This is a genomic window from Pseudomonas sp. S9 (genome assembly GCF_000222125.1).
Classification (GTDB): Bacteria; Pseudomonadota; Gammaproteobacteria; order Pseudomonadales; family Pseudomonadaceae; genus Aquipseudomonas; species Aquipseudomonas segetis.
Genome location: NZ_AFFX01000004.1, coordinates 221122 through 241130 on the forward strand (window position 1 = coordinate 221122; position 20009 = coordinate 241130).

The window sequence follows — 20009 nt, forward strand, 5'->3', positions numbered from 1 at the left end:
ATTGTGCTTTGCTTGCGATCAGAAACCGATCCAGCATACTTTTGTCGTTGCTGGCGCTGTGGCTAAGCATTTTTAGGGGAATTCGTGATGAAGTGGGTCGATCGCAGCCGCGAGCAAATGCACAAAAGTGCCAATTCGGTGGGAAACCTGCTGGTAGAAGGCTTCCATTACCTGGGGCTGTTCGCCATTTGTGCAGTCACTGCATGGGCGTCAGTCATGGCGTTCATGGCCATGCTCGAGAAAGGCCAGGCCAGTATTGACGATATCCTGCTGCTGTTCATCTACCTGGAATTGGGGGCGATGGTCGGCATCTACTTCAAGACCAATCATTTGCCGATACGTTTTCTGTTGTATGTGGCTATCACTGCACTGACGCGTTACCTCATTGGTGATGTTTCGCACCACCGGCCACCGGATGTTGGGCTGGTATATTCCTGTGCCGGTATTTTCCTGTTGGCCCTGTCGGTTGTCGCGGTCAGGTTTGCCTCGTACAGGTTTCCCTCGAGCAAGCCAATTGACTCAACCGGCGAGGTCATTGGCAAAAACACCGGTCAATAAGGGCTACTCGGCTCAGGGCGCCAACGGCTCAAGCAATGCCTGCAGGTCTTCTTCAGTGAGTTGCCACTTGGCCTGGCTGCCACCGTCGAGAACACCACGGGCGAGGTTGGCCTTGGCCTGCTGCAGGTGCTGGATTTTTTCCTCGACGCTGCCACGTGTGATCATCTTGTAGACAAACACGGGTTTGTCCTGGCCAATGCGATAGGCGCGATCACTGGCTTGCGCTTCGCTTGCCGGATTCCACCATGGGTCGAAGTGAATCACAGTGTCGGCGGCCGTCAGGTTCAAGCCTGCGCCTCCGGCCTTGAGGCTGATCAGGAAGATCGAGTGATCGCCAGCCTGGAACTGCTCGACCGGGGTGCGCCGGTCCTGGGTGCTGCCAGTAAGTTTTACGTAGCTGATATTGCGTGCGATCAGCTCGGTTTCGATCAAGGCCAGCATCGAGGTGAACTGCGAAAACAGCAGCACCTTGCGACCCTCGGCGAACAATTGCTCGAGCATGCTGAGCAGCGCACTGAGTTTGCCTGAATCACCGCTTTTCAATGATGGGTCGCTCTCGTCGAGCAAACGCAGGTCGCAGCAGGCCTGGCGCAAGCGCAGCAGGGCCTCAAGGATGACGATCTGGCTGCGGGCCAAGCCCTGGCGGCTGATTTCGGCACGCACCTTTTTATCCATGGCCAGGCGCAAGGCTTCATAACGATCACGTTGCGCCGCGCTCAGGTCGACCCAGTAGGTCATTTCGGTCTTGGGTGGTAACTCACGGGTCACATCCTGTTTTTTACGGCGCAGGACAAAGGGTTTGATCCGGCCGTGTAGGTGCGCCAGGCGTTGCTCGTTGCCTTGTTTTTCGATTGGCGTGCGGTAGTCGCGGCTGAAGCTTTTGGCGTCACCGAGCCAGTCGGGCATCAGGAAGTTAAACAGCGACCATAACTCGCCCAAGTGATTCTCAAGCGGCGTTCCGGTCAGGCACAGACGTTGGCGTGCACGAATCTGTCCGGCGGCGATGGCGGTCTTGCTGCGAGGGTTCTTGATGTTCTGTGCCTCATCAAGAATCATCAGGCGATAGTTGTGCGCGCTCAAGGCTTTCAAGTCCCTAGGCAAGAGCGCATAGGTGGTCAACACCACGTCGTGCTGATCAATCAGCTTGAACAGGCTGCGGCGTTTGCTGCCATGCAGTGCAAGCACTCGCAAGCTCGGGGCAAAGCGTGCGGCTTCATCCTGCCAATTGGGTATCAGGCTGGTTGGCATCACGATCAAGGCTGGCTGTTGCAAGCGACCTGCTTGTTTTTCGCCGAGAACGTGAGCAAGGGTTTGCAGGGTTTTTCCCAAGCCCATGTCGTCTGCCAGCAGCCCGCCCATTTCCAGCTCGCTCAAGGCTTGCATCCACGCCAGCCCCTGAACTTGATAGGGGCGCAACTTTGCGTTGAGGTCCCGGGGGACCTTGGCCTTGAACTCCGGCAAGGCCTGCAGGCGATGGGCGAAGCTGCGTATGGGCTCGCCGCCGTTCCATTCAAGCGGTGGGCCGTCGCCTAGGCGGTTCAGGCGCGGTGCATCAGCCCGTGGCAGGCGAATCTTGCTGTTGACCTCGCCAGGTTCGCGGAAGAACAGCTCGCCAAGCGTGGCAAGCATTGGCTTGAGGCGGGCAAAGGGCAAGGCCACGCGCTGATCGGTTTGCGTCAGGCTGACCAGCAGCATCTCTTCGTCCTGGCGCTGGGCTACGGCTTCGCCATTGAGCAACCAGGGCGTGCGGCGGATGGCCTGGAGCAACACAGGTAACAGGCTGACGCGTTGACCCTCGATGGTGATGCCCAACTCAAGGTCGAACCAGTCATGTTCGGCCGACTCTTCAATGTCGGCGTACCAGTGGTCAATCTGCGCCAGATTGTAGTGAAAACTGGGTTGCATCTCGATTTTCCAGCCTTCGGCGCGTAGCGTGGGCAGGTGGTTATCGACAAAGCGCAGCCAGGTGGCTTCATTGGGCAATTCAAAGTGCTCACCCGGGTGTTCGCCCAAGGCTTCGCTCTGGCGCAGGGCAATACTCAGGCCCATGTCGGTCAAGCGCTTGCGCAGCAGGCTTTCCGCACTGGCGTCACGGACGACGCGCAGGTTCAGGTCGGGTTGTTGGCGGATCAACAAATCCTTGCCCTGGCGACCGTAGGCCAGGTGCCCTTGGTAGTCGAATGCGAGTGCGGCACGGTGTTGCGTTTGCTCATGCATGCGACCTTTGCGAGCGTCAAAATGCACCCGCGCGTGACTGCCCAGGCTCAATATGGGTTTCGGCATGATGCCTTCCAGGCGCTGTTCGGCGACTTTCTGGCTGGGTGTTATCAGGGCGCTGTGATCCACGGCAGACTTTTGTTGGCGCTCAAGGGTTAGCAGGGCTGCGGCTACATGCTTGCAGTTATAGCCCACCGGGCAACTGCAGTGACCATTAATGCTCCAGCCGTGCGCGGTTGGGAACAGCTTGATGCGCTGCTGATAGATTTGCCCCGACGAGCCTTTGCAACTGGCAAGCAGATTGTTGTCCGTCAGGTTAAGGAGGGTGCTGCGTGTTTCTTCGGCGTAGCCAAGCCCCCGGCGAAAATGCCCGGCATCGAATGTAGAGCGCCAGTTATCCTGACTCAACTGCAGGATATTCAGGGGCATCGTTGGAGGTCTGCTGGGTGGGTCATCGCTGCGCCGTGAAATTAAGCAAAGCCGATGATTCTTGCACAGTTAAGCGGCCTGATGCAGACCGTTGGGGCAAATATTTTGATTGCCTGCGTCGTCACCGGCCAGGGTGATGCACTGGCCGATTAGCTTGCAAACACGGCGCGGTACTGGCTGGGCGTTGCGTGATACGCCTGGCGGAAACGGTTGCTGAAGTGACTGGCGCTGGCAAAGCCACAGGCCAGGGCGATCTCAACCAGTGAGCCTTGGCCGTTGCGCAGTAGCTGCGAGGCCAGGTGCAGGCGCTGCTTGAGCACATAACGGTGCGGCGGCAAACCAAAACTCTGGGTAAACATGCGAGCGAAGTGGTACTCCGACAGTGCGCACATACCCGCCAACTGGCCAAGGCTCAGCGGTTGGTCGAGGTGACTGTCGATAAACTCACGCAATCGCCTACGCTGGGCTGGTGCCAGACCGCCACTGACTTTCAGGCCATCACGCTTGCCCACCTGAGAGAGCAGGGCGTGGTCGAGCAGTTGGTGAGCGATGCTGTTGATCAGCAGGCGCTCGCCGGGTTCATGCCAGTTCATCAGGCTGAGCTGGCGAAAGCGCTGGGCTTGCTCGGCGTCATCAAGAAAGGTGCCTTCGCGCAATTGCAACTCGCGCGGCTCGCGGTCGAGCAAGCGCACAGCCGCCAAGGCAAAGTGTTCCTCGCTGATATACAGGTGGGCCAGGTTGATTTCACCGTTGATGATCCACTTTGAGTGATGCCCGGCTGGCATTACGCAGAGTTTGCCGGGCGCGCCCTTGTTGTCGGGTCGCTCGCGGCGAAATGTGCCGGTGCCGCCCGCCAGATAGCACGACAAGGTGTGATGGGTCGGCGCTTCGTAGTCGCGTACATCATGGCTGTTGCTCCACAATGCAGCGGCCAGGCCGTCGCCTAGCTCGGCACTGTGGTGCAAGCGTGCGTTGGGCGATTGGCCCATTGCTTGGAATACCTGGCTTTCTTCGAGTTGCGCCATACATACCTGTCCTCTAGCCCGAACATGCTACTCCGCCGTGGGGCTGCTGCCAGCCCCCGGCGTGAAAAAAGCGCAAGATTGTGTAAGTCGCGCGGGGCCGGTCGTGGGCGCCATAGTGAAAAGCGCAATTTTGTGCAAGCACGCCGGTAGCGGCAGGCGCAGACTCGCTTTATCTACTGGGAGTTGTGCGATGAACCTGTCGTTGTATTTGATGACCGTACTGATCTGGGGCACCACCTGGATCGCCTTGAAATTGCAATTGGGCGTGGTGGCTATTCCCCTCTCTATTGCCTATCGATTTGGCCTGGCGGCTGCGGTGCTGTTTGCGATCCTGCTGCTCAGCGGGCGCTTGCAGAAAATGGATCGGCGCGGACAAATGATATGCCTGGTACAGGGGCTCTGTCTGTTCTGTATCAACTTCATGTGTTTCTACACGGCCAGCCAGTGGATTCCCAGTGGCCTGGTCGCGGTTATATTTTCAACCGCCACGCTGTGGAATGCGCTTAATGCCCGGCTGTTCTTCAAGCAGCGAATTGCAGCCAACGTATTGGCCGGCGGTGCGCTGGGGTTGTGCGGCCTGGGCTTGTTGTTCTGGCCCGAGCTGGCAGGGCATGAGGCGAGCCCCGAGACGTTGCTGGGTATTGGCCTGGCAGTTATCGGTACGCTGTGCTTCTCCGCAGGCAACATGCTCTCGAGCTTGCAACAAAAAGCGGGCCTCAAACCGCTTACGACCAATGCCTGGGGCATGCTTTATGGCGCCTTGATGTTGCTGGTGATCTGCCTGGTTACAGGCACGCCATTTACCTTTGAGGTCAATAGCCGCTATATCGGCACCTTGTTGTATCTGGCGATCCCGGGCTCGGTTATCGGCTTTACCGCTTACCTGACCCTGGTTGGACGCATGGGCCCGGAGCGGGCAGCTTATTGCACTGTGTTGTTCCCGGTGGTTGCATTGAATATCTCGGTATTTGCCGAGGGCTACCAATGGACCGCACCTGCGCTATTGGGCCTGGTGTTGGTGATGCTGGGCAATATCCTGGTGTTTCGCAAGCCCAAGGTGTCCGCAGCAGCAGTGGTCGTTGCGCGCTAGCTCTGCGTGTTGCCAAGCGCCTGCAATGCAGGTGCTTGGGTGAATGCTGCAGGCTACTGCGGGTGAGCGCTTTGGCGGGGAATCAGGCACACCGCGAGCAGTACCGGGTAGCACAGGTAATGCAGCCAGAACAGGATGTGGCCAGCCCTGCCGGGCTCATCCTTGAGGTACATCATGCCGAGCAGACCCAGGTACAAGACTCCAAGCACCGCCGCATAGATAGCGACCATCACCCAGCGTTCCCGGCGTTCGGGAAGCCGTTGGTTGCGCCACTGAAATACTCCGCGCACGGCAAGGCCGACAGCCACGGCGACCAGCAAGGTGGCGGGCAAGCCACCGAGTTTTACCCAGGCGCGCACCATCAGGTTGAGTACAGCCACAGCCACAACCGCGGCGAATGCGTAGTAATGCAATCTGGGTTGCTTCATCAGAGGGTCCGGTTGAGGCCAAAGCGTTTCATCAGCCCTTTTTCGAGCAGTGCCTTGGGCAGTAGGTTGGCCAGCAGCGGCAGCATATGGCTGCCGTTGCCCAGGCGGATAAGCCGAGGACGTTTGTCGCGTTGCACGGCTGCCAGCAGGTTGCGCGCAAAGTGCAGGGCGGGGGTCGGGTTGTCTTGCGATGCATTGGCTCGGGCGCGAATACCCTCGCGCAGGGGCCACCAAGGTGATTTTTCGTCGATTAACTGCTCTGCCTGCTGGCTGGCATTGCTGCCGAAACTTGATGCAATCGCGCCCGGCTGAACCTCCATCACATCAATTGAGAAGGGCGCAAGCTCCAGGCGCAGCGCATCGGTCAGCGCATGCACCGCGGCTTTTGAGGCGCAATAGGCGCCGGCAAAGGGCGTGACAAGCACCCCTGAAACACTGCCGATATTGACCACCAGGCCTTTATTGCGGCGCAGCAAGGGGAACAGGGCGCGGGTAATGCCGACGAGGGCAAAGACGTTGGTCTCGAATTGCTTGCGCATGCCTTCAGCCCCGCCGTCCAATAGCGGGCCCATGGCGCCATAGCCGGCATTATTGATCAGTACATCAAGGCCGCCAATCTCTTCGGCAAGACGGGCGCCCAGCTGCTCAACGGCGGCTGCATCGTTGACGTCGAGCTGTACCGCATTGAACCCGGCAGCACTGAGGGCCGCCAGGTCAGACTCCTTCCGGGCCGTGGCCCAGACCTTATATCCGGCGGCCTGGAACACCTCGGCCAGGGCGCGGCCAATACCGCTGGAGCATCCAGTGATCAATGCAGTGAACTGGGTCGTCATAGCGTTATCCTGAGCTGAATTGGAATGGGTTCAGAATAAGCCAATGGCGGTTCGCAAACCTAGCGTGAATATCCTGTCATGCCCGTCCAGTCAGTCGGCAAAGCTGCCTTGTATGCGCTGCGCCCGAAACTCAAGGCTGCTGGCCCGATATCCGCTGCGCAGCGGAGGTAAAGGCAGGCAGCTTTCCCAGGTCGAACCAGGCAGCAAATCGCCGGGGCCGGTGTAGCGGGGCGAGTCATAATTGTTTTCCACCAGGTTGACACTGTCTCCAGGACGGAAGGCTGCCATTTGCCATTGCAGGTCGAGCAAGGGCTTGGGGCTGGCGTTTTTCAGGCTCAATGCCAGCGGCTGGTCTGCCGGGCAATTCTGCGGGTCGTAGGTAAAGCGCATTTCCAGTTCTGCCAGGTGACTTTTCTCACGGTTTTCCTGCCAGATCACGATCGAGGCGACAATAAACAAGCCGACAACGGCAACCAGCGTCACGGGCAGGGCTTTGCTCGGGTAGCGAATCAGCAGGATAAACCAGCTGAGAATCAGGATTGCACCGAATAACATGGTGATGACCTTGGGCGGCGAACATCTGTTCATCCTACACAAGCTGGCGCGGTGGGAAAGGAGGAGGGGTTAAAAAATGTAACCGGCAAAGTGCTGAAGTCGCTTGAGTCACCCTCGAGCCGTCTTCTGCTTTGCTGTAGTGCAGCGAACGGCAGCGGTACCGGCTGTGGGCCCGCATCTCGCGACGAATCGCAGCTGACCAGCAATAGGTCCGCATGGATGAAGCTCCAGCTATTTGTCACATAAGCATGCCAGTCCGGCCAGTAGACCAGCGCAACAAAGGCGTACCTCAAGCCGTAATGCTTGCCGAAGTCCTACGCGATCACGGGTATTGGGCTTACCGTGCACGATTGAGCGCGGCCAGCCCGTCGGGAGCAAGGCTCGAGGTACTTGCTCATCTGGGAATTGATCCTGAGGAATGTCCAGCGACCATGCTGCTACTGCATATCGAGATGCCTGAGTCTGCATCTCAAGCCCAGATGCCCACTCTACCTGTTGGTTGGTCGGCAGACCCCGAGCTCACCCGAGGAATAGGCAACCAGTTCCTTGACGAGTGCAGCGCACTGCTAGCAGTGCCGAGCGCGATCATACCGAGCACAGTCAACTACCTGTTCAACCCCCGGCATCCAGAAGCACAGAGCGCGACAATCCATATTGAACTTTTCACCCCCGGTTCGAGGCTGTGCTAGCGAACGCCTCTGGCGAACGCCTCTAAACAGCAAAAAAACCAGGCAGAAACGCGGGCTCCGTTGCAGAGCCCGCATTGGCTTTAGCGTACTTCTATGCGTGCAGCCTCATCGTGGCTGCGGCCGTAGACATCTTCAAAGCGTTCGATGTCGTCCTCGCCCAGGTAGGTTCCCGATTGCACTTCAATCAGCTCAAGGGGGATTTTGCCTGGATTGCTCAGGCGGTGAACGGCGGTCATCGGGATGTAGGTCGACTGGTTTTCCGTCAGCAAGAAGGTGCGGTCATCACAGGTCACCTCAGCGGTACCGGCCACCACAATCCAGTGCTCGGCACGGTGGTGATGCATCTGCAGCGATAACTGCGCGCCCGGCTTGACCGTGATGTGCTTGACCTGGAAACGGCCACCCATGTCGACCGAGTCGTACGACCCCCACGGACGGTATACCTCGCAGTGGTTTTGCGCTTCGCAGCGGTTCTTGGCGTTGAGTTCGTTGACCACGTGCTTGACGTCTTGCACGCTGTTGCGGTGGGAGATCATGGTCGCATCCTTGGTCTCGACCACAACGATGTCGTCCAGGCCAATGATCGATACCAGCTTGCCGTTGCCCTGTACCAGGCAGTTGCGGCTGTCGTGAACCATGACATCGCCCTTGACGACATTGCCGTGTACATCCTTGTCGTGCACATCCCAGATCGACGACCAGCTGCCGACGTCATTCCAGCCCGCATCGAGTGGCACTACGCAGGCGCGATCGGTTTTTTCCATGACGGTGTAGTCGATCGAGTTGTCCGGGCAGCAGGCGAAGGTCGCTTCGTCGATATTGACCACATGGTCGGTCTCGTTGCTGCGCTCCAGGGCCAGCAGGCAGGTGTCATAAATGTCGGCATCGTGACGCTTGAGCTCTTCGAGGTAGCGGCTGGCACGGAACATAAACATGCCGCTGTTCCAGAAGTAATCGCCGGAAGCCACAAACTCAACGGCGCGTGCGGCATCCGGTTTTTCGACGAAGCTCTCGACCCGCACCACGCCTTGCGGCAAGCTCTGATCAGCTGTCGAGCGAATGTAGCCGGAACGGGTTTCAGGGCTGTTGGGCGGTACGCCGAAGAGCACCATTTCACCTTTTTCGGCGGCCGACCTTGCAATGGTCAGTGCCGCCTCGAATGATGCCCGGTCGTCCAGTACGTGATCGGCCGGTAGGACCAGCAACAGTTCATCGCGCCCTTCGGCAACCAGTTTCATCGCTGCAATTGCAACCGCTGGCGCGGTGTTACGGCCAAATGGCTCGAGCAGGATCGACTGCGCACTGAGGTTCTGTGTGCTCAGTTGTTCCTGGATGATAAAGCGATGCTCTTTGTTGCCCCCCAATACGGGGGCTTCCATACCTGCAAATGACAGACGCTTGAGGGTCTGTTGAAACATGCTATCGCTGCCTGTCAGCGCCAGGAACTGTTTGGGATACTGTTTACGCGAAAGAGGCCAGAGTCGCGAACCGCTGCCACCGGAAAGAATTACTGGGATCATGTGTTCAACTCCTGAAACGTTCATAGATTTGGCTGGTATCACGCGTTATTGCGAGAACACCCGTTAGCAAGCTCATATGAGCCGTAGAGGACTTCTCCGTAGCGCCTGCCTTGGCGGCGCTATCTTTTAGCGACCTGATTTGCGGTCTTTGTATTGTGGGTTCTATCAATCGGTTTTGGCGGGGCGCTTGACCCAGTTCGGCGAGATCTTTGAACCGCTGCCCGTAACGTACAGGCTGACCACTTCGCCGCGGGCCAGGGCAACTGGCTTGAGGTCGCTGATCTTGTTGTCACCCTTGAACAGTGCCAGCTTGATCTTGACCGGGTTGACTTCGCGCTCGCCGTGGCTTGCAGGGGCAACGCTGTCGACTACCTTGGTCTTGCCGTCGGCCGTCTTCAGGGTGACGTTGCTGTCAGAAAGGTTCTGGACCCGTAGCAAGGCCTTTTGCTTGTTCTTGAACGCTGGGTCCTCAACCAGCTTTGGCTCAACGCCCGGCTGGCTGACCAAGGTGTAGTAATGGTCGGCATCGAGTTTCACCGGGATGGTCTTGTCACCTACCTGTGCGCTGTAGCTGCCCGCAGGCATAAAGCTGAAATCACTTGAACCAAGCGGCGAAACTTCATTGAGCGAGGTGTTGCCCACACTGACACTCAGTTCCGTATTGCCAGCGTTGTAGGCGCGAACGAAGGTCGATCCCTTGGGAGCGATAGGTGCATACAAACCACCTTCTCCGGCACTCGCATGGAAGCTGCCAAGGCTCAGCGCTACTGCGCAAGCGAAAGTGGTCAAGTTGCGATTTGTCAGTAAGGCCATCGGTATTTCTCCATCTTCGTTTCACACAACGGCATTGCAGCCGTTAATTAAGCGAGGTGTCATGCCTCTCTATTACTGTTACGCGCTGGCAAGCGATGCCGGCGCGCGGGTTGGCGCATCAGCGGCTGCCGGTAAGCGCCAGGTTTTGCTCATTGCCAAGTGCTTTAAGCTTTGCGATCCATTGCGGGTCGAATTCACTAAGGTCGTTGGGCATGGGCAGGTAACGCTCGGGGAACTCCCAGATCACCACCTCGGGCGGTGAGTTCTTGAAGTCATCACTCTGTAGGTACTTGAGCATCGGCAGAATCGGGCCACGACCGTCTTCGGCGTAGTTGCTCAAGTCATGTTGCAAGTGCTCGCGTAGCGCACCCTCGAAATTCCAGTTGGGGTTGGCGCTATAGCTGGTGCCCACCAATGCCACCGGTATTTCGTGGTCAGCAAACAGGGCATCAGCGCCTTCGGTTTGCGAGACAGCTTCGGTGCTGCGTTTCTGCAGTTGATCAGGACGTGGCATAAGGCTTTTGAACAGCGGGTCGAGCGGGATAAACCGGGTCAGGTCGCCGTGGTATGGCTCGGTTTTACGCGCCGAAGTGACGTACTCCTGTGGCTCGCCCGGTAACTTGAAGTTGTTGTGCACTGTCTCGCTCAAGCGCTTGGCGGCAATGTCGGCGCCCAGTGGCGTCCAGTGGGTATCGGTACGCAGGAATACCTGGCCTTGCGCTTTGGCCGGTTTAAGCACGGCCAGCAGGTCTGGCGCAGTGATTCCGGCACGCTGCAACGCGGTGCGAAAGCGTTGGTACAGTTCTGCATGGATCGCGCTGGCGTGGTTGTTCCCCGTGTATTCGGGATAAAGGCGGGCTTTGGCGGGCACAACTGCCATCACCAGCTTGACGTCATGCTCGGCCAGCAGATTGCGTACGCCTTCAACTGTATTGAGGTTGTCACGCAGGTTTTGCGGGCCCTTGGCGTCGGGCTTGAACTCTTCATCCGAGTAGAGCCAGCCTTCGACACCAATCTTCACGCCCTGGCGGCCTTCGTTGAACAGTAGGTAATCAAGGGCTGCCCAGACATTGGTGCCAATGTCCTTGAGCGGCAATTCCTTGTCGTAATGATGTTCGAAGCTTTGCGCCAGGTTGCCATCAAGCACGCTGTAGGTCTTGGGTTGCTTGTAGTCGAGTACGCCGCTCATCGAAGAAATGAAGCCCAGCGACAACACAGTAATAAACGAGGCGATATAGATTTTTTCTGCGGTTCTTTTCATGGTCGGCCTCACTCAGAACTGGAAGTAAAGGAAGGGCGAGTAGCTCTGCGCCGAGAGCTTCAACAGCGAGGCGCAAAACAGCAGGAACAGCGCCGTACGCACCAGGGTTTGCGCCATGGCCGGGTTTTGCTGTGCCATTACGCTTGCTGTCGCGGTAGTGGAGTTGGTGACCGGGTCGCTACCCAGCGTGGCGTCTTTCTCGGGACGCTTGCTGGAGCGGTGACGGTTGAACTCGCGCACGCCACAGACCGCCAGCACCAGGTAGGCGATGACCAGCGTTGCGATTTGCAGATCATTGATATTGGCGCTGTTCAATTCGCTGAGCTGCCAGCCGTTGAAGCTGAACATCGCGCTGTACATGCGCCAGGCGACGTCGAGGTTTTCCGCGCGAAAAATCACCCAGCCAAGCATGACCAGCAAGAAGGTAAAGGCCCATTTGAAGGGGTTGAGTACCCTGGGCGCAGCCTTGACACCCAAGGCGCGTTCAATGGCAAGCCAGGTGCCGTGCCACGCGCCCCAGATCAGGAACGTCCAGTTGGCACCATGCCAGAAACCACCGAGCAGCATGGTCAGGAACAGGTTGCGATAGGTGTTGAATGTGCCATGGCGGTTGCCGCCCAGGGGTACATAGAGGTAGTCGCGCAGCCAGGTCGACAGGCTGATGTGCCAACGGCGCCAGAACTCGGTGATCGACTGGCTGGTATAGGGTTGATTGAAGTTTTCCATAAAGCGGAAACCATTAATCAAGCCAAGGCCGATGGCCATGTCGCTGTAGCCGGAGAAGTCGAAATACAGCTGCGCGGTATAGGCCAGCATGCCCAGCCAGGCATCACCGGTACTTGGGTTGCTCAGGGCAAAACAGTGATCGACCAGCGGTGCCAGGGTGTCGGCGATAAACACCTTCTTGACGAAACCCTGCATAAAGCGCGTGGCGCCTTCGGAGAACTTGTCGATGCTATGGGTGCGATCAGTGAACTGTTCGGCCAGGTCTTTGTAGCGCAGCACCGGGCCTGCAATCAGTTGCGGGAACAGGGCGATAAAGGCTGCGAAGTTGATCAGGTTTTCCGTGGGTTCGGTATCGCCACGGTAAACGTCAATCAGGTAGCTCAGCGACTGGAAAATGTAGAAGGAAATCCCAATCGGCAAGATTACATGGGTCAGTACAAAGGGCTCGAAGCCTGCTGCCTCCATCACCTTGTTGATATTGGCCACACCGAAGTTGGCGTACTTGAAGTAACCCAGGGTCGCCAGGTTACCGGCCACGCCCCAGAGCACCCAGCGTTGTGCGGCCTTGGTACGGACTCCCGCGCGGTAAATGCGCAGGCCAAAACCGTAGTTCCACAATGTGACAGCCACGAATAACAGCAGGAAATCGACGCGCCACCAGGCATAGAAGCTGTAGCTGCCAATCAGGATCAACAAGTTGCGGTAGCGTGCGCCACTGAGGTAGTACAAGCCGAGGAAGATCGGCAAGAACAAAAACAGGAACACGTTGGATGAAAAGACCATCCGTGCTTCTCCATTAACAGGTCAATAACAGAGCTCTTGAGCTCGTCGCCCCGCCAAACCACTTGGCGGGGATGGGGTAGAACGTGGTTTAGCCGCCCTGATGCCTAGGGTTGAATACGCTGCTGACATCACCGCCGAGGCGGAATGTCTTGAACGGGCCAAACTTCTCAATGCCTTTCTCGAAGTCCGCCGAGCAGCTGTAAAGCGTGCAATAGGGCGCGAGCCAGGAAAACTTGGCGCGTTTCCTGAGATCGGTCATGTCCTGCTTGTCTCCGGTCTTGTCCTTGAACTCATCGGGCTCGGACACCCCCTCCATGACCCGCTCGGCAAGGCGCTTGAGCGCTTGCTGGTTTTCCGGGCGGACATCAACGCCATTGGCCTGGGCAAATGCAGCAATCATGGTCAAAGGCGGCAGGCTGTAGTTGTGGTACGCCAGCGCGCGCTGCTTGCGCCTTAGCTCGTTAGGCAGATAACCCTCGTCGTCGACCTGGTTGGCGGCTACCTGAAACTGCTTGATCGACCAGTCGAACAAGTCGCGCCTGTTGGTTGCGACTGCCGTGGCCATCACTGACCAGGCCGCCCAGTAGCTGTGGTTGTTGATCTTGCGTTGCGGCAGGTCGCTCCAGTCGTGGACGGTCAACTCGGCCAGCTTGACGAACCACTGCTCGATTTCCTGCGCCTGCTGGGGGTAAGCCTTGAGCGGTTGGCTCTCGGAGAACTTCAAGCGCAAGTAGGCTGAAGACATGCTGCCCAAGGCCCATTTGCGCATTGATTTGCCGGTGTGGTTGTAATCCGTGCTGAGCAGGGCGCCCGCTTGCGCCCAGCTGTCCATCCACTGCAGCGCGCATTCAAGTTGCTTGGGATCACCGTTTTGCATGTAGCGCATGATGTAGCGGTTGCTGCCACGCTCCATGGTGGTGATGTCGGCGGTGCTGTCGCGAAAGGCTTTCTCGGCGACCTTATTGAGTGTCGAGCGGGCCTTGTCCGAACCCTCATATTTACTGCGAAACACCAGGCTGCCGGTGTAGGGCTTTGGCGCTGGGTCACAGGACTGCGGCTTCTTCTCGGTGCTGATTACCGGTGCGTAGTAGCCAGTCGGCGGCACCAAGTCACTGGCAAAGCTGGCCTGGGCAAATATCGCACTGGCCAGTAAACAGGGGGTAAGTAGCCATTTCTTCGCTTGCATGGTTGACTCCATCCTCAGTTGGCTTTCGCCGTGAGGTTTTTGCCGGAAGTCGATGGTCGCTTGCACAGCGTTGCTTCAACGCTCAGGCCAGCGGGCATTTGTTCCGGGCTTTGGATTTCAAGGGCGAGCAGGTTGAGATCACGCCAGTCAGGGTCGTTCCTAAGTTCAAAGACATAGCGGCCGCCGGTATCGACGCGATCGCTTTGCTCAATTTTGAATTTTTCCCGGCGGCCATTGAGGTACCACAGGGTGGCTTTGGACTCATGCACGCTGGGGTCGCTGAAGGTCAGGTCAACCTGGTAGTCGCCCCCGCGTATATCGCGCAACGCGGTGTCTTCACCGTTGACCAGGATCTGGTTGTTACCGGGTTTCATCTTGATTTTGTTATGCATCACCGCCGGGCGGCCTTCGCAGCCGTTGTCGACCATGGGCAGGGCCTGACGGTAGAAACTGTCTTGCGCCAGGTCGTAGTGGGTGGCGAACTCCCAGATCAGGATCTTTGGCGGATTGGTGCGAAACTCCTCGCTGGCCATGTATTGCAGCAGCGCGCTGTCGAAACCACCGCCACTGACCGCCATGTTCAGCACTTCGGCACCGCTGTACTGCTGCAGGAACCCGGGGAAGTTGTACGCCGGGCCGCTGTTACTGGTGCCGACAATGGCGATTTGCGGAACCGACTCATCACCAAACAAGCTGTCGGCGTCCGCAGCACCAACTGGCTCGGTTTCATAGCGAGGCACATATTGAGTGGCGTAGCTGACGCCGCAGAATTCGGCTGCGGTTTTGTGCAAGGTGCCCGCCTTGGGCAGCAGGCCGACAACGTTGCTTTCAAATTCCTTCTTAGGAATGTCATCGAAGCCGGGGATTTGCTTTAGCGTCTGGGCGACCAGTTTGGCTGTGCGTGAGGCACCTGCTGGCGTCCAGTGATGGTCGGCTTCGAAGTAATAAGGCGTCTTGACGTCCTTCTCATCGAACAAGGGCGAAAGGTCGGTCACCCAGATACCGGTCTTGCGTAAATCCGCGACGGCTTGCAGGTAGTTCTTTTTTGCCAGTGCGTAGTTGAAACGTGACTTTTCGGCGTCCGTCAGTTGCTCGCGATTGACCAGGCCCCGGGTGGGTTGATAGACGATCATCAGTTCGATGCCCTTGCGCTTGAGTGCATCACGCAGGCGCTTGAACTGTTGGTAGCCGTGCGCCGTGGTGCCAAAGTCGGTACGCAGGTCATTGCGGCTACGAAACAGCCAGTCGCCTTTGCCCTGTACCAGCGCGGTAAAAAAGCTCAGGTACTTGGTGTTGTAGTTCGCCGGGTTTTGCGCGGCCGGGCACAATGGACCAACCCGCTGCACGCTATAGTTGGGTTCAGCCATGGCTGCGCTGGCGGTGCCGAGCAAGACACCGGCTACAGCAAGTTGGCGCAGTTTAAAAATCTTCTTACTCACGTTATTTGCCCTCAATTCTGCAGTTCTGCCTGGCTTTCGACGGGGTCGATCAGCACCGCCAACTTGCGCCGTACCAAGAGGTCGAGAATCTCTTCCTGGCGCTTGCCGAGCACACCCGAGAAACTGATGCCGGTGCTTTTGGTGGGGGCAATCATGTTCACGCGGTACAGCTCAAGGCTTAGCGGTGAGTCGATGGACAGGGGGCCGGAGCCGTTCGCTGCCAGCGTGCCGCCGACCAGAATCATCGACACCTTGGTGTCGAAGGGGTCGAGGTCAATGTCGCGATCGGTGTCCGACAGGTCCTTGATGTGGCCGTACAGACCGGTCAACTTGTTGCCGGCCGAAAGGTTTTCGTAGATGCGAATGTTGACGCTGTTACGCACCCGGATACCGTGGCGGGAGTTGTTCAGCACCTTGTTGCCCCACAGCAGGTTGTGGCTGCTTTCATACAGGGTGATGCCGTCCGAGTGGTTCTGGTAAACCTCGTTGTAGGCAATCAGGTTATTGATGCTGTTACGGTCGATTACGATGCCGGAGAGCTTGTTGTCATAGCTCTTGTTGTTGATGATCCAGCTGTCATCAACCTCACGGGAGATGATGATGCCGTGCTTTTTCTTGGTGCCATGAACGGTATTCTCGGCAATGATCAAGCGGCGTGAGCGGTCGTGCGGGTCAATCCCGTAGACGATGTTGTCGCGGTAGGTGTTGCCCTTGAGCACCACATCGTCAGCCTCGTAGCAATAAAAGCCATACCAGTGATCGACAAAGGTCGAGTTAATCAGCCAACCGGTTGGGCGAGGGCGCTTGAGGCGCTTATCCATGCCGGGTGAGTACTGGGTAACACTGATGCCGTAAGACTTACTCTGGTTGTAGCCCAGGCTGGTTATCTCGCTGTTGGAGATGTACAGCTCACTGCCGCCCCAGGACACCAGGAACGGGCGGAACTCATTCGGCGTGCGGAAGGTCGCCGGCCCGTTATCAGCCTCACGCCAGGCGGTGAGCCTGGAATCGGTGATAAACAGCATGCCGTCATTGACCATGAAGGCGCCGCGCTCTTGCGACAGGCGCAGGTCCTTGGTGTCCTTGCCAACCTGCAGGGTTGCACCCTGTGACACCACGATGGGCAAGCGCGCCAAATAGACGCCGGGAGATGTTTCGGCAAACTGGCTATCGGGCAGGGCCTTGGCGATATCCGCCGGGGTTACGTAGCCACCTTCGATAAAGATGGCGTGGGGCATGCCTTTCTGGCGTTTAACCCATTCGCGCAACCGCTCGTTACCGCCGATGAAGTCTTGCAACTCGACCTGTTGAAGCATGCGCCGCACCACAACCTTGCCGCCGGGTTTGTGCTCGATCTTGGCGGCGACCGCCTCAGCGGTATAGCCGGAGAGATCGGGCAGCTTGGGCTTGTCCATCAGCAAGGGTTCGATTGGCGCGCTGCTGACGGTGTAGTTGTTGGTCTCGTTCAGCACTTTTGTCGAGTCAGGCGCATGCCTCACGGCGCTGTTCGGAGTGCCTTGGCTGTCCAGCGCCAACGCCAGCGGCGCGCTGAGCAACAAGGTGCCCAGGAGCAGCAGGTTGATCCCCGCAGTGATCCTGAGTTTGTCAGGTTGTGGATACATGAGCAGTCCTCAGAAGCGCCAGATGACGTCGACAAATGCACGGTGCATGACAGAGTCAGTGCCTTTGGCGTAGGCATCGCCCGGTAGGAAGACGCCACCGCGCAAGCGCACCAGGGCGGCGCCTTCATCGACCTGTTCAGCCAATGCAGCGGGCAACAAGCCCTGCTTGAAATAGCGCGTGACAACCAGGTCAACCTCCTGGCCTACGTCTTTTTCACCGTTTTCAAGGTTGGCGATAATCCCGCTGTCACCAATGTCCTGCTTGTCATCGACCCGCCAGAACTTGTGATAAACCAGGCTGGCGTCGTACTCGTCTTGCAACTGCCAGGAGCCAAACAGGGTCGCCGCTTGCAGGTTGCTCAGCTCACCGCGGAAGGCCTCGCCAAAGCGGTGCAGGCGAGCATTGGTCCCGGTGAAGTTGGAGCGATTGCTTTCCATGCCGGTCTGGCGGAACTGTTCCGAGCTGTCGTCATCGCCGCCGCCGCTGCCTCGGGCGTAAGCACCACCGACTTTCCAGTTCTGGTCGATGTTCCAGCGCAGGCCAAGGTCCATGGCCCAGGCATCGACATCCACATTGCGCGAGCCGTTCGCGAGTTTTTGGTCGCCGACATTGGCGAGTTCCAGTTCGTTGATGTCACCGGTCAGCCAGGTGGCCTGTGCCCAGTAGTTGAGCGGTTGGGTCGAGCGACGGTTGTAGAAATCACCGTCGGCGCTGATGCCCAGCCACGTCAGGTCACCGGTGTAGCGTTTGCTCAATTCATCCACTTCTTCACCGGTATTGGGCAGGCTGCCGTTGTCGCGACTGTGGTGCGCCTTGAGGCCAACCCAGTGCCCGGGTTTCCACTGAGTGGAGATGCCGCCAAAGTAATGCTGGCGATCTTCATCTTCCGGGGCCAGGTCATCCAGGTCGGTCCGGTAGTCGGAGAAACGCTCGGCCACGCCCAGGTTGGCGCGCAGCAGGGTGGTATCGAATTCCCAGTTCAGCGCTTCGATATTGGTGTCCCACCAGGTGCCTTCGTCGCTGCGAACGCGCTGACGACCGAGGCGCAGGTGCTCGCCGGGATAAGCGGTCAAGCCGGCGTAGTCGACCCAGAACTCGCGCATGGCCAGGTAGCTCTTGTCTGGTTCGCGTCCGTCATTGCTGTTGGCGCTGCTGCTGTCGCTGTCGTCTGCATTGTTTTGCAGGGTGTCGGTTTCAATGATGTCCGTGGCGGTCACCGCCTGGCCCATGGCAAACGCACTCCAGTTGCCGTGCTCGCCGTATAACCAGGGGCGCAGGTCCAGACCGATACCGTTGACGTCGCCGCCACTGCGGGTGCCCAGGTCGCGGTCGTCTTCCGATTGCGCGGTAATCTTGGCGGTGAGGCCGAAGTTCTGGTCCGGGCTGTTCGCCGCAAATGCGCTGGCGCTGGATAAAAGGGTCAGGCCCAGGCCGAGGCTCGCTGCGATGCTGTTGAGTTTTGTCGTCGGGTTCTTATTCATTGAAGCTGTGCCTGTAGCTGAGTTTGGTTTTGCAAGGCGGTGCCACGCAGTTCGCGTTCCTCACGGAGCTTTTGCTCGGCTTCACTGCGTTGGGCTGGCGTTAGCTTTTGCGCAACCTCGTTGGCCAGGTCGGTGCTTGCCTGCGTGTTTTTGGGGAGTGCCAGCTGGCTGAAGACATAGGCGTTGCTCAGGTTTGGCACTATGCCTTTGCCTTGCGAGTACATTTGCGCCAGGGCGTAGTCGGCATTGATCTGGCCGCTCCGTGCAGCGCTCAACAGGTGGTCGAGTGCCTGCTGCGGGTAGATATCGCCCAAGTAGCCGCGCAGGTAGATTTGCCCCAGCAGGTAATTGCCCGTCGGCTCGCTGGGAGCTGCCTTGCGCAGGTGCTCTTCAGCTTTCTTCGGGTCTTGCGGGACCATCTTGCCTTCGTAGTACAGGCGACCCAGCAGCAACTCGGCGCGCGGCAGAGAAGCTTCCCGGCCCTTGTCGAGGTAGGTCATCATGGTTTCGCTGTCGCCCAGCGCCGGGTAGTCGTACAGCAGTCGAGCCAGGCTGACCCAGGCCGCCGGGTAAGTCGGGGCGATGGCTTCAAGCAACTCTTTTGCCTGGCTTTCGTCAGGCTTGCCCAGTTCCGCGTCGGCCAATACCTGGGCGACGGCTTCAACCCGGCGCGGTGGCAGGGCACGGCTGTGGTATTGGTTCATCATGTCGGCGATCAGCGCTTCCTGTTGCTCGCTGTTGCCTTGCATCTGATACACGGTCGCCAGTTCGACATAGCAGGCGTCGGATTCGCTGATCAGTTTCTGGCAGATGTCTTCGATCTCTGTCAGGTGCTGGTCGTAGGTGCCTTGAGTGCGATAAAGGAGGATCTGCGCCAGCTCTGCCTGGGCAAAACCTTGTTGGCGCCAGCTAGAAATTTGCTCTTGCACGTTCATAGCGGGAAAGTCCTGTGGGTATTGCAGGTAGAGCATGGTCAGGGGCAGCAAGCTATTGGGTTCGCCGGCACTGAATGCTTCCTTGAGCAATGTCGCCGCTTCGGTACGTTCGGCATGGGTGCTGTCTGGCTTGCGCGCCAGCAGGCGACCCAGGCGTCCCTTGGCGCGAGGTGACTGATCCATTGCCTGGCGGTAGGTCCGCTCTGCTTCCTTGAGGTCTTCTTCAGTGCCGCTGGCGACTTTCATGTCGGCCAGGCCCACTTGTGCCTTGACATAACCCAGCTCAGCCAGCTGTTGGAAGTTGCGTTCTGCGGTGACGGTATCGCCCCGCTTGAGCGCTTCGCTTGCCAGACGCTGGTCCGGCAAGCCTGCGCAGCCAGCCAGGGTGACGGCGGCTGCGAGCATGATGAGTTGAGGA

17 protein-coding genes are annotated in these 20009 nt (G+C 58.3%); 3 read left to right on the plus strand and 14 right to left on the minus strand.

Annotated elements, in window-relative coordinates:
- The first annotated feature begins 87 nt into the window (after positions 1-87).
- Positions 88-558, plus strand: coding sequence for a phosphate-starvation-inducible protein PsiE (locus tag PSES9_RS0110040; RefSeq protein ID WP_010486535.1), 471 nt, complete (start codon positions 88-90; stop codon positions 556-558).
- A gap of 12 nt (positions 559-570) precedes the next feature.
- On the opposite strand, the gene PSES9_RS0110045 is transcribed toward PSES9_RS0110040, so the two are convergent.
- Complete coding sequence (locus tag PSES9_RS0110045; protein ID WP_010486537.1) at positions 571-3204, minus strand: DEAD/DEAH box helicase; 2634 nt, start codon at positions 3202-3204, stop codon at positions 571-573.
- Positions 3205-3353: 149 nt separating this feature from the next.
- On the minus strand, positions 3354-4229 hold the full coding sequence (locus tag PSES9_RS0110055) for an AraC family transcriptional regulator (protein ID WP_010486538.1): 876 nt from the start codon (positions 4227-4229) through the stop codon (positions 3354-3356).
- Positions 4230-4419: 190 nt separating this feature from the next.
- On the opposite strand from PSES9_RS0110055, the gene PSES9_RS0110060 reads away from it, so the two are divergent.
- Complete coding sequence (locus PSES9_RS0110060) at positions 4420-5319, plus strand: DMT family transporter (protein ID WP_010486540.1); 900 nt, start codon at positions 4420-4422, stop codon at positions 5317-5319.
- Between the two features lie 53 nt (positions 5320-5372).
- On the opposite strand, the gene PSES9_RS0110065 is transcribed toward PSES9_RS0110060, so the two are convergent.
- The 3 genes from PSES9_RS0110065 to PSES9_RS0110075 form a co-directional block, all read right to left on the minus strand.
- Positions 5373-5747 (minus strand): hypothetical protein, encoded by a 375-nt coding sequence (locus PSES9_RS0110065; protein WP_010486542.1) that lies wholly within the window; start codon positions 5745-5747, stop codon positions 5373-5375.
- On the minus strand, positions 5747-6580 hold the full coding sequence (locus PSES9_RS0110070) for an SDR family oxidoreductase (protein WP_010486544.1): 834 nt from the start codon (positions 6578-6580) through the stop codon (positions 5747-5749). The genes PSES9_RS0110065 and PSES9_RS0110070 overlap by 1 nt, the downstream gene beginning before the upstream one ends.
- A 90-nt stretch (positions 6581-6670) precedes the next feature.
- Positions 6671-7135 (minus strand): hypothetical protein, encoded by a 465-nt coding sequence (locus tag PSES9_RS0110075; protein WP_010486546.1) that lies wholly within the window; start codon positions 7133-7135, stop codon positions 6671-6673.
- A gap of 299 nt (positions 7136-7434) precedes the next feature.
- Here PSES9_RS0110075 and PSES9_RS0110080 point away from each other — a divergent pair, with 299 nt between their 5' ends.
- Positions 7435-7824 (plus strand): RES family NAD+ phosphorylase, encoded by a 390-nt coding sequence (locus PSES9_RS0110080; protein ID WP_051120962.1) that lies wholly within the window; start codon positions 7435-7437, stop codon positions 7822-7824.
- Between the two features lie 80 nt (positions 7825-7904).
- Here the strand turns inward: PSES9_RS0110080 and PSES9_RS0110085 are convergent, their stop codons facing one another.
- From PSES9_RS0110085 to algK, 9 genes are all read right to left on the minus strand, one after another.
- Entirely contained in the window at positions 7905-9344 is a 1440-nt protein-coding gene (locus tag PSES9_RS0110085; protein ID WP_010486551.1) for a mannose-1-phosphate guanylyltransferase/mannose-6-phosphate isomerase, read from the minus strand.
- 165 nt (positions 9345-9509) lie between these two features.
- On the minus strand, positions 9510-10157 hold the full coding sequence (locus PSES9_RS0110090) for an alginate O-acetyltransferase AlgF (protein ID WP_010486553.1): 648 nt from the start codon (positions 10155-10157) through the stop codon (positions 9510-9512).
- A 118-nt stretch (positions 10158-10275) separates the two neighbouring features.
- Complete coding sequence (locus tag PSES9_RS0110095) at positions 10276-11418, minus strand: alginate O-acetyltransferase (protein ID WP_010486555.1); 1143 nt, start codon at positions 11416-11418, stop codon at positions 10276-10278.
- A gap of 12 nt (positions 11419-11430) precedes the next feature.
- A complete protein-coding gene (locus tag PSES9_RS0110100; protein ID WP_010486558.1) occupies positions 11431-12927 on the minus strand; it encodes an MBOAT family O-acyltransferase in 1497 nt (498 codons plus the stop codon).
- An 88-nt stretch (positions 12928-13015) separates the two neighbouring features.
- On the minus strand, positions 13016-14113 hold the full coding sequence (locus PSES9_RS0110105) for a mannuronate-specific alginate lyase (RefSeq protein WP_010486560.1): 1098 nt from the start codon (positions 14111-14113) through the stop codon (positions 13016-13018).
- Between the two features lie 14 nt (positions 14114-14127).
- A complete protein-coding gene (locus PSES9_RS0110110) occupies positions 14128-15552 on the minus strand; it encodes an alginate O-acetyltransferase (RefSeq protein WP_010486562.1) in 1425 nt (474 codons plus the stop codon).
- 11 nt (positions 15553-15563) lie between these two features.
- Entirely contained in the window at positions 15564-17174 is a 1611-nt protein-coding gene (gene algG / locus PSES9_RS0110115; RefSeq protein ID WP_010486564.1) for a mannuronan 5-epimerase AlgG, read from the minus strand.
- Between the two features lie 9 nt (positions 17175-17183).
- On the minus strand, positions 17184-18656 hold the full coding sequence (locus PSES9_RS0110120; RefSeq protein ID WP_010486566.1) for an alginate export family protein: 1473 nt from the start codon (positions 18654-18656) through the stop codon (positions 17184-17186).
- On the minus strand, positions 18653-19996 hold the full coding sequence (gene algK / locus PSES9_RS0110125) for an alginate biosynthesis TPR repeat lipoprotein AlgK (RefSeq protein WP_036988177.1): 1344 nt from the start codon (positions 19994-19996) through the stop codon (positions 18653-18655). The genes PSES9_RS0110120 and algK overlap by 4 nt, the downstream gene beginning before the upstream one ends.
- Positions 19997-20009 lie beyond the last annotated feature (13 nt).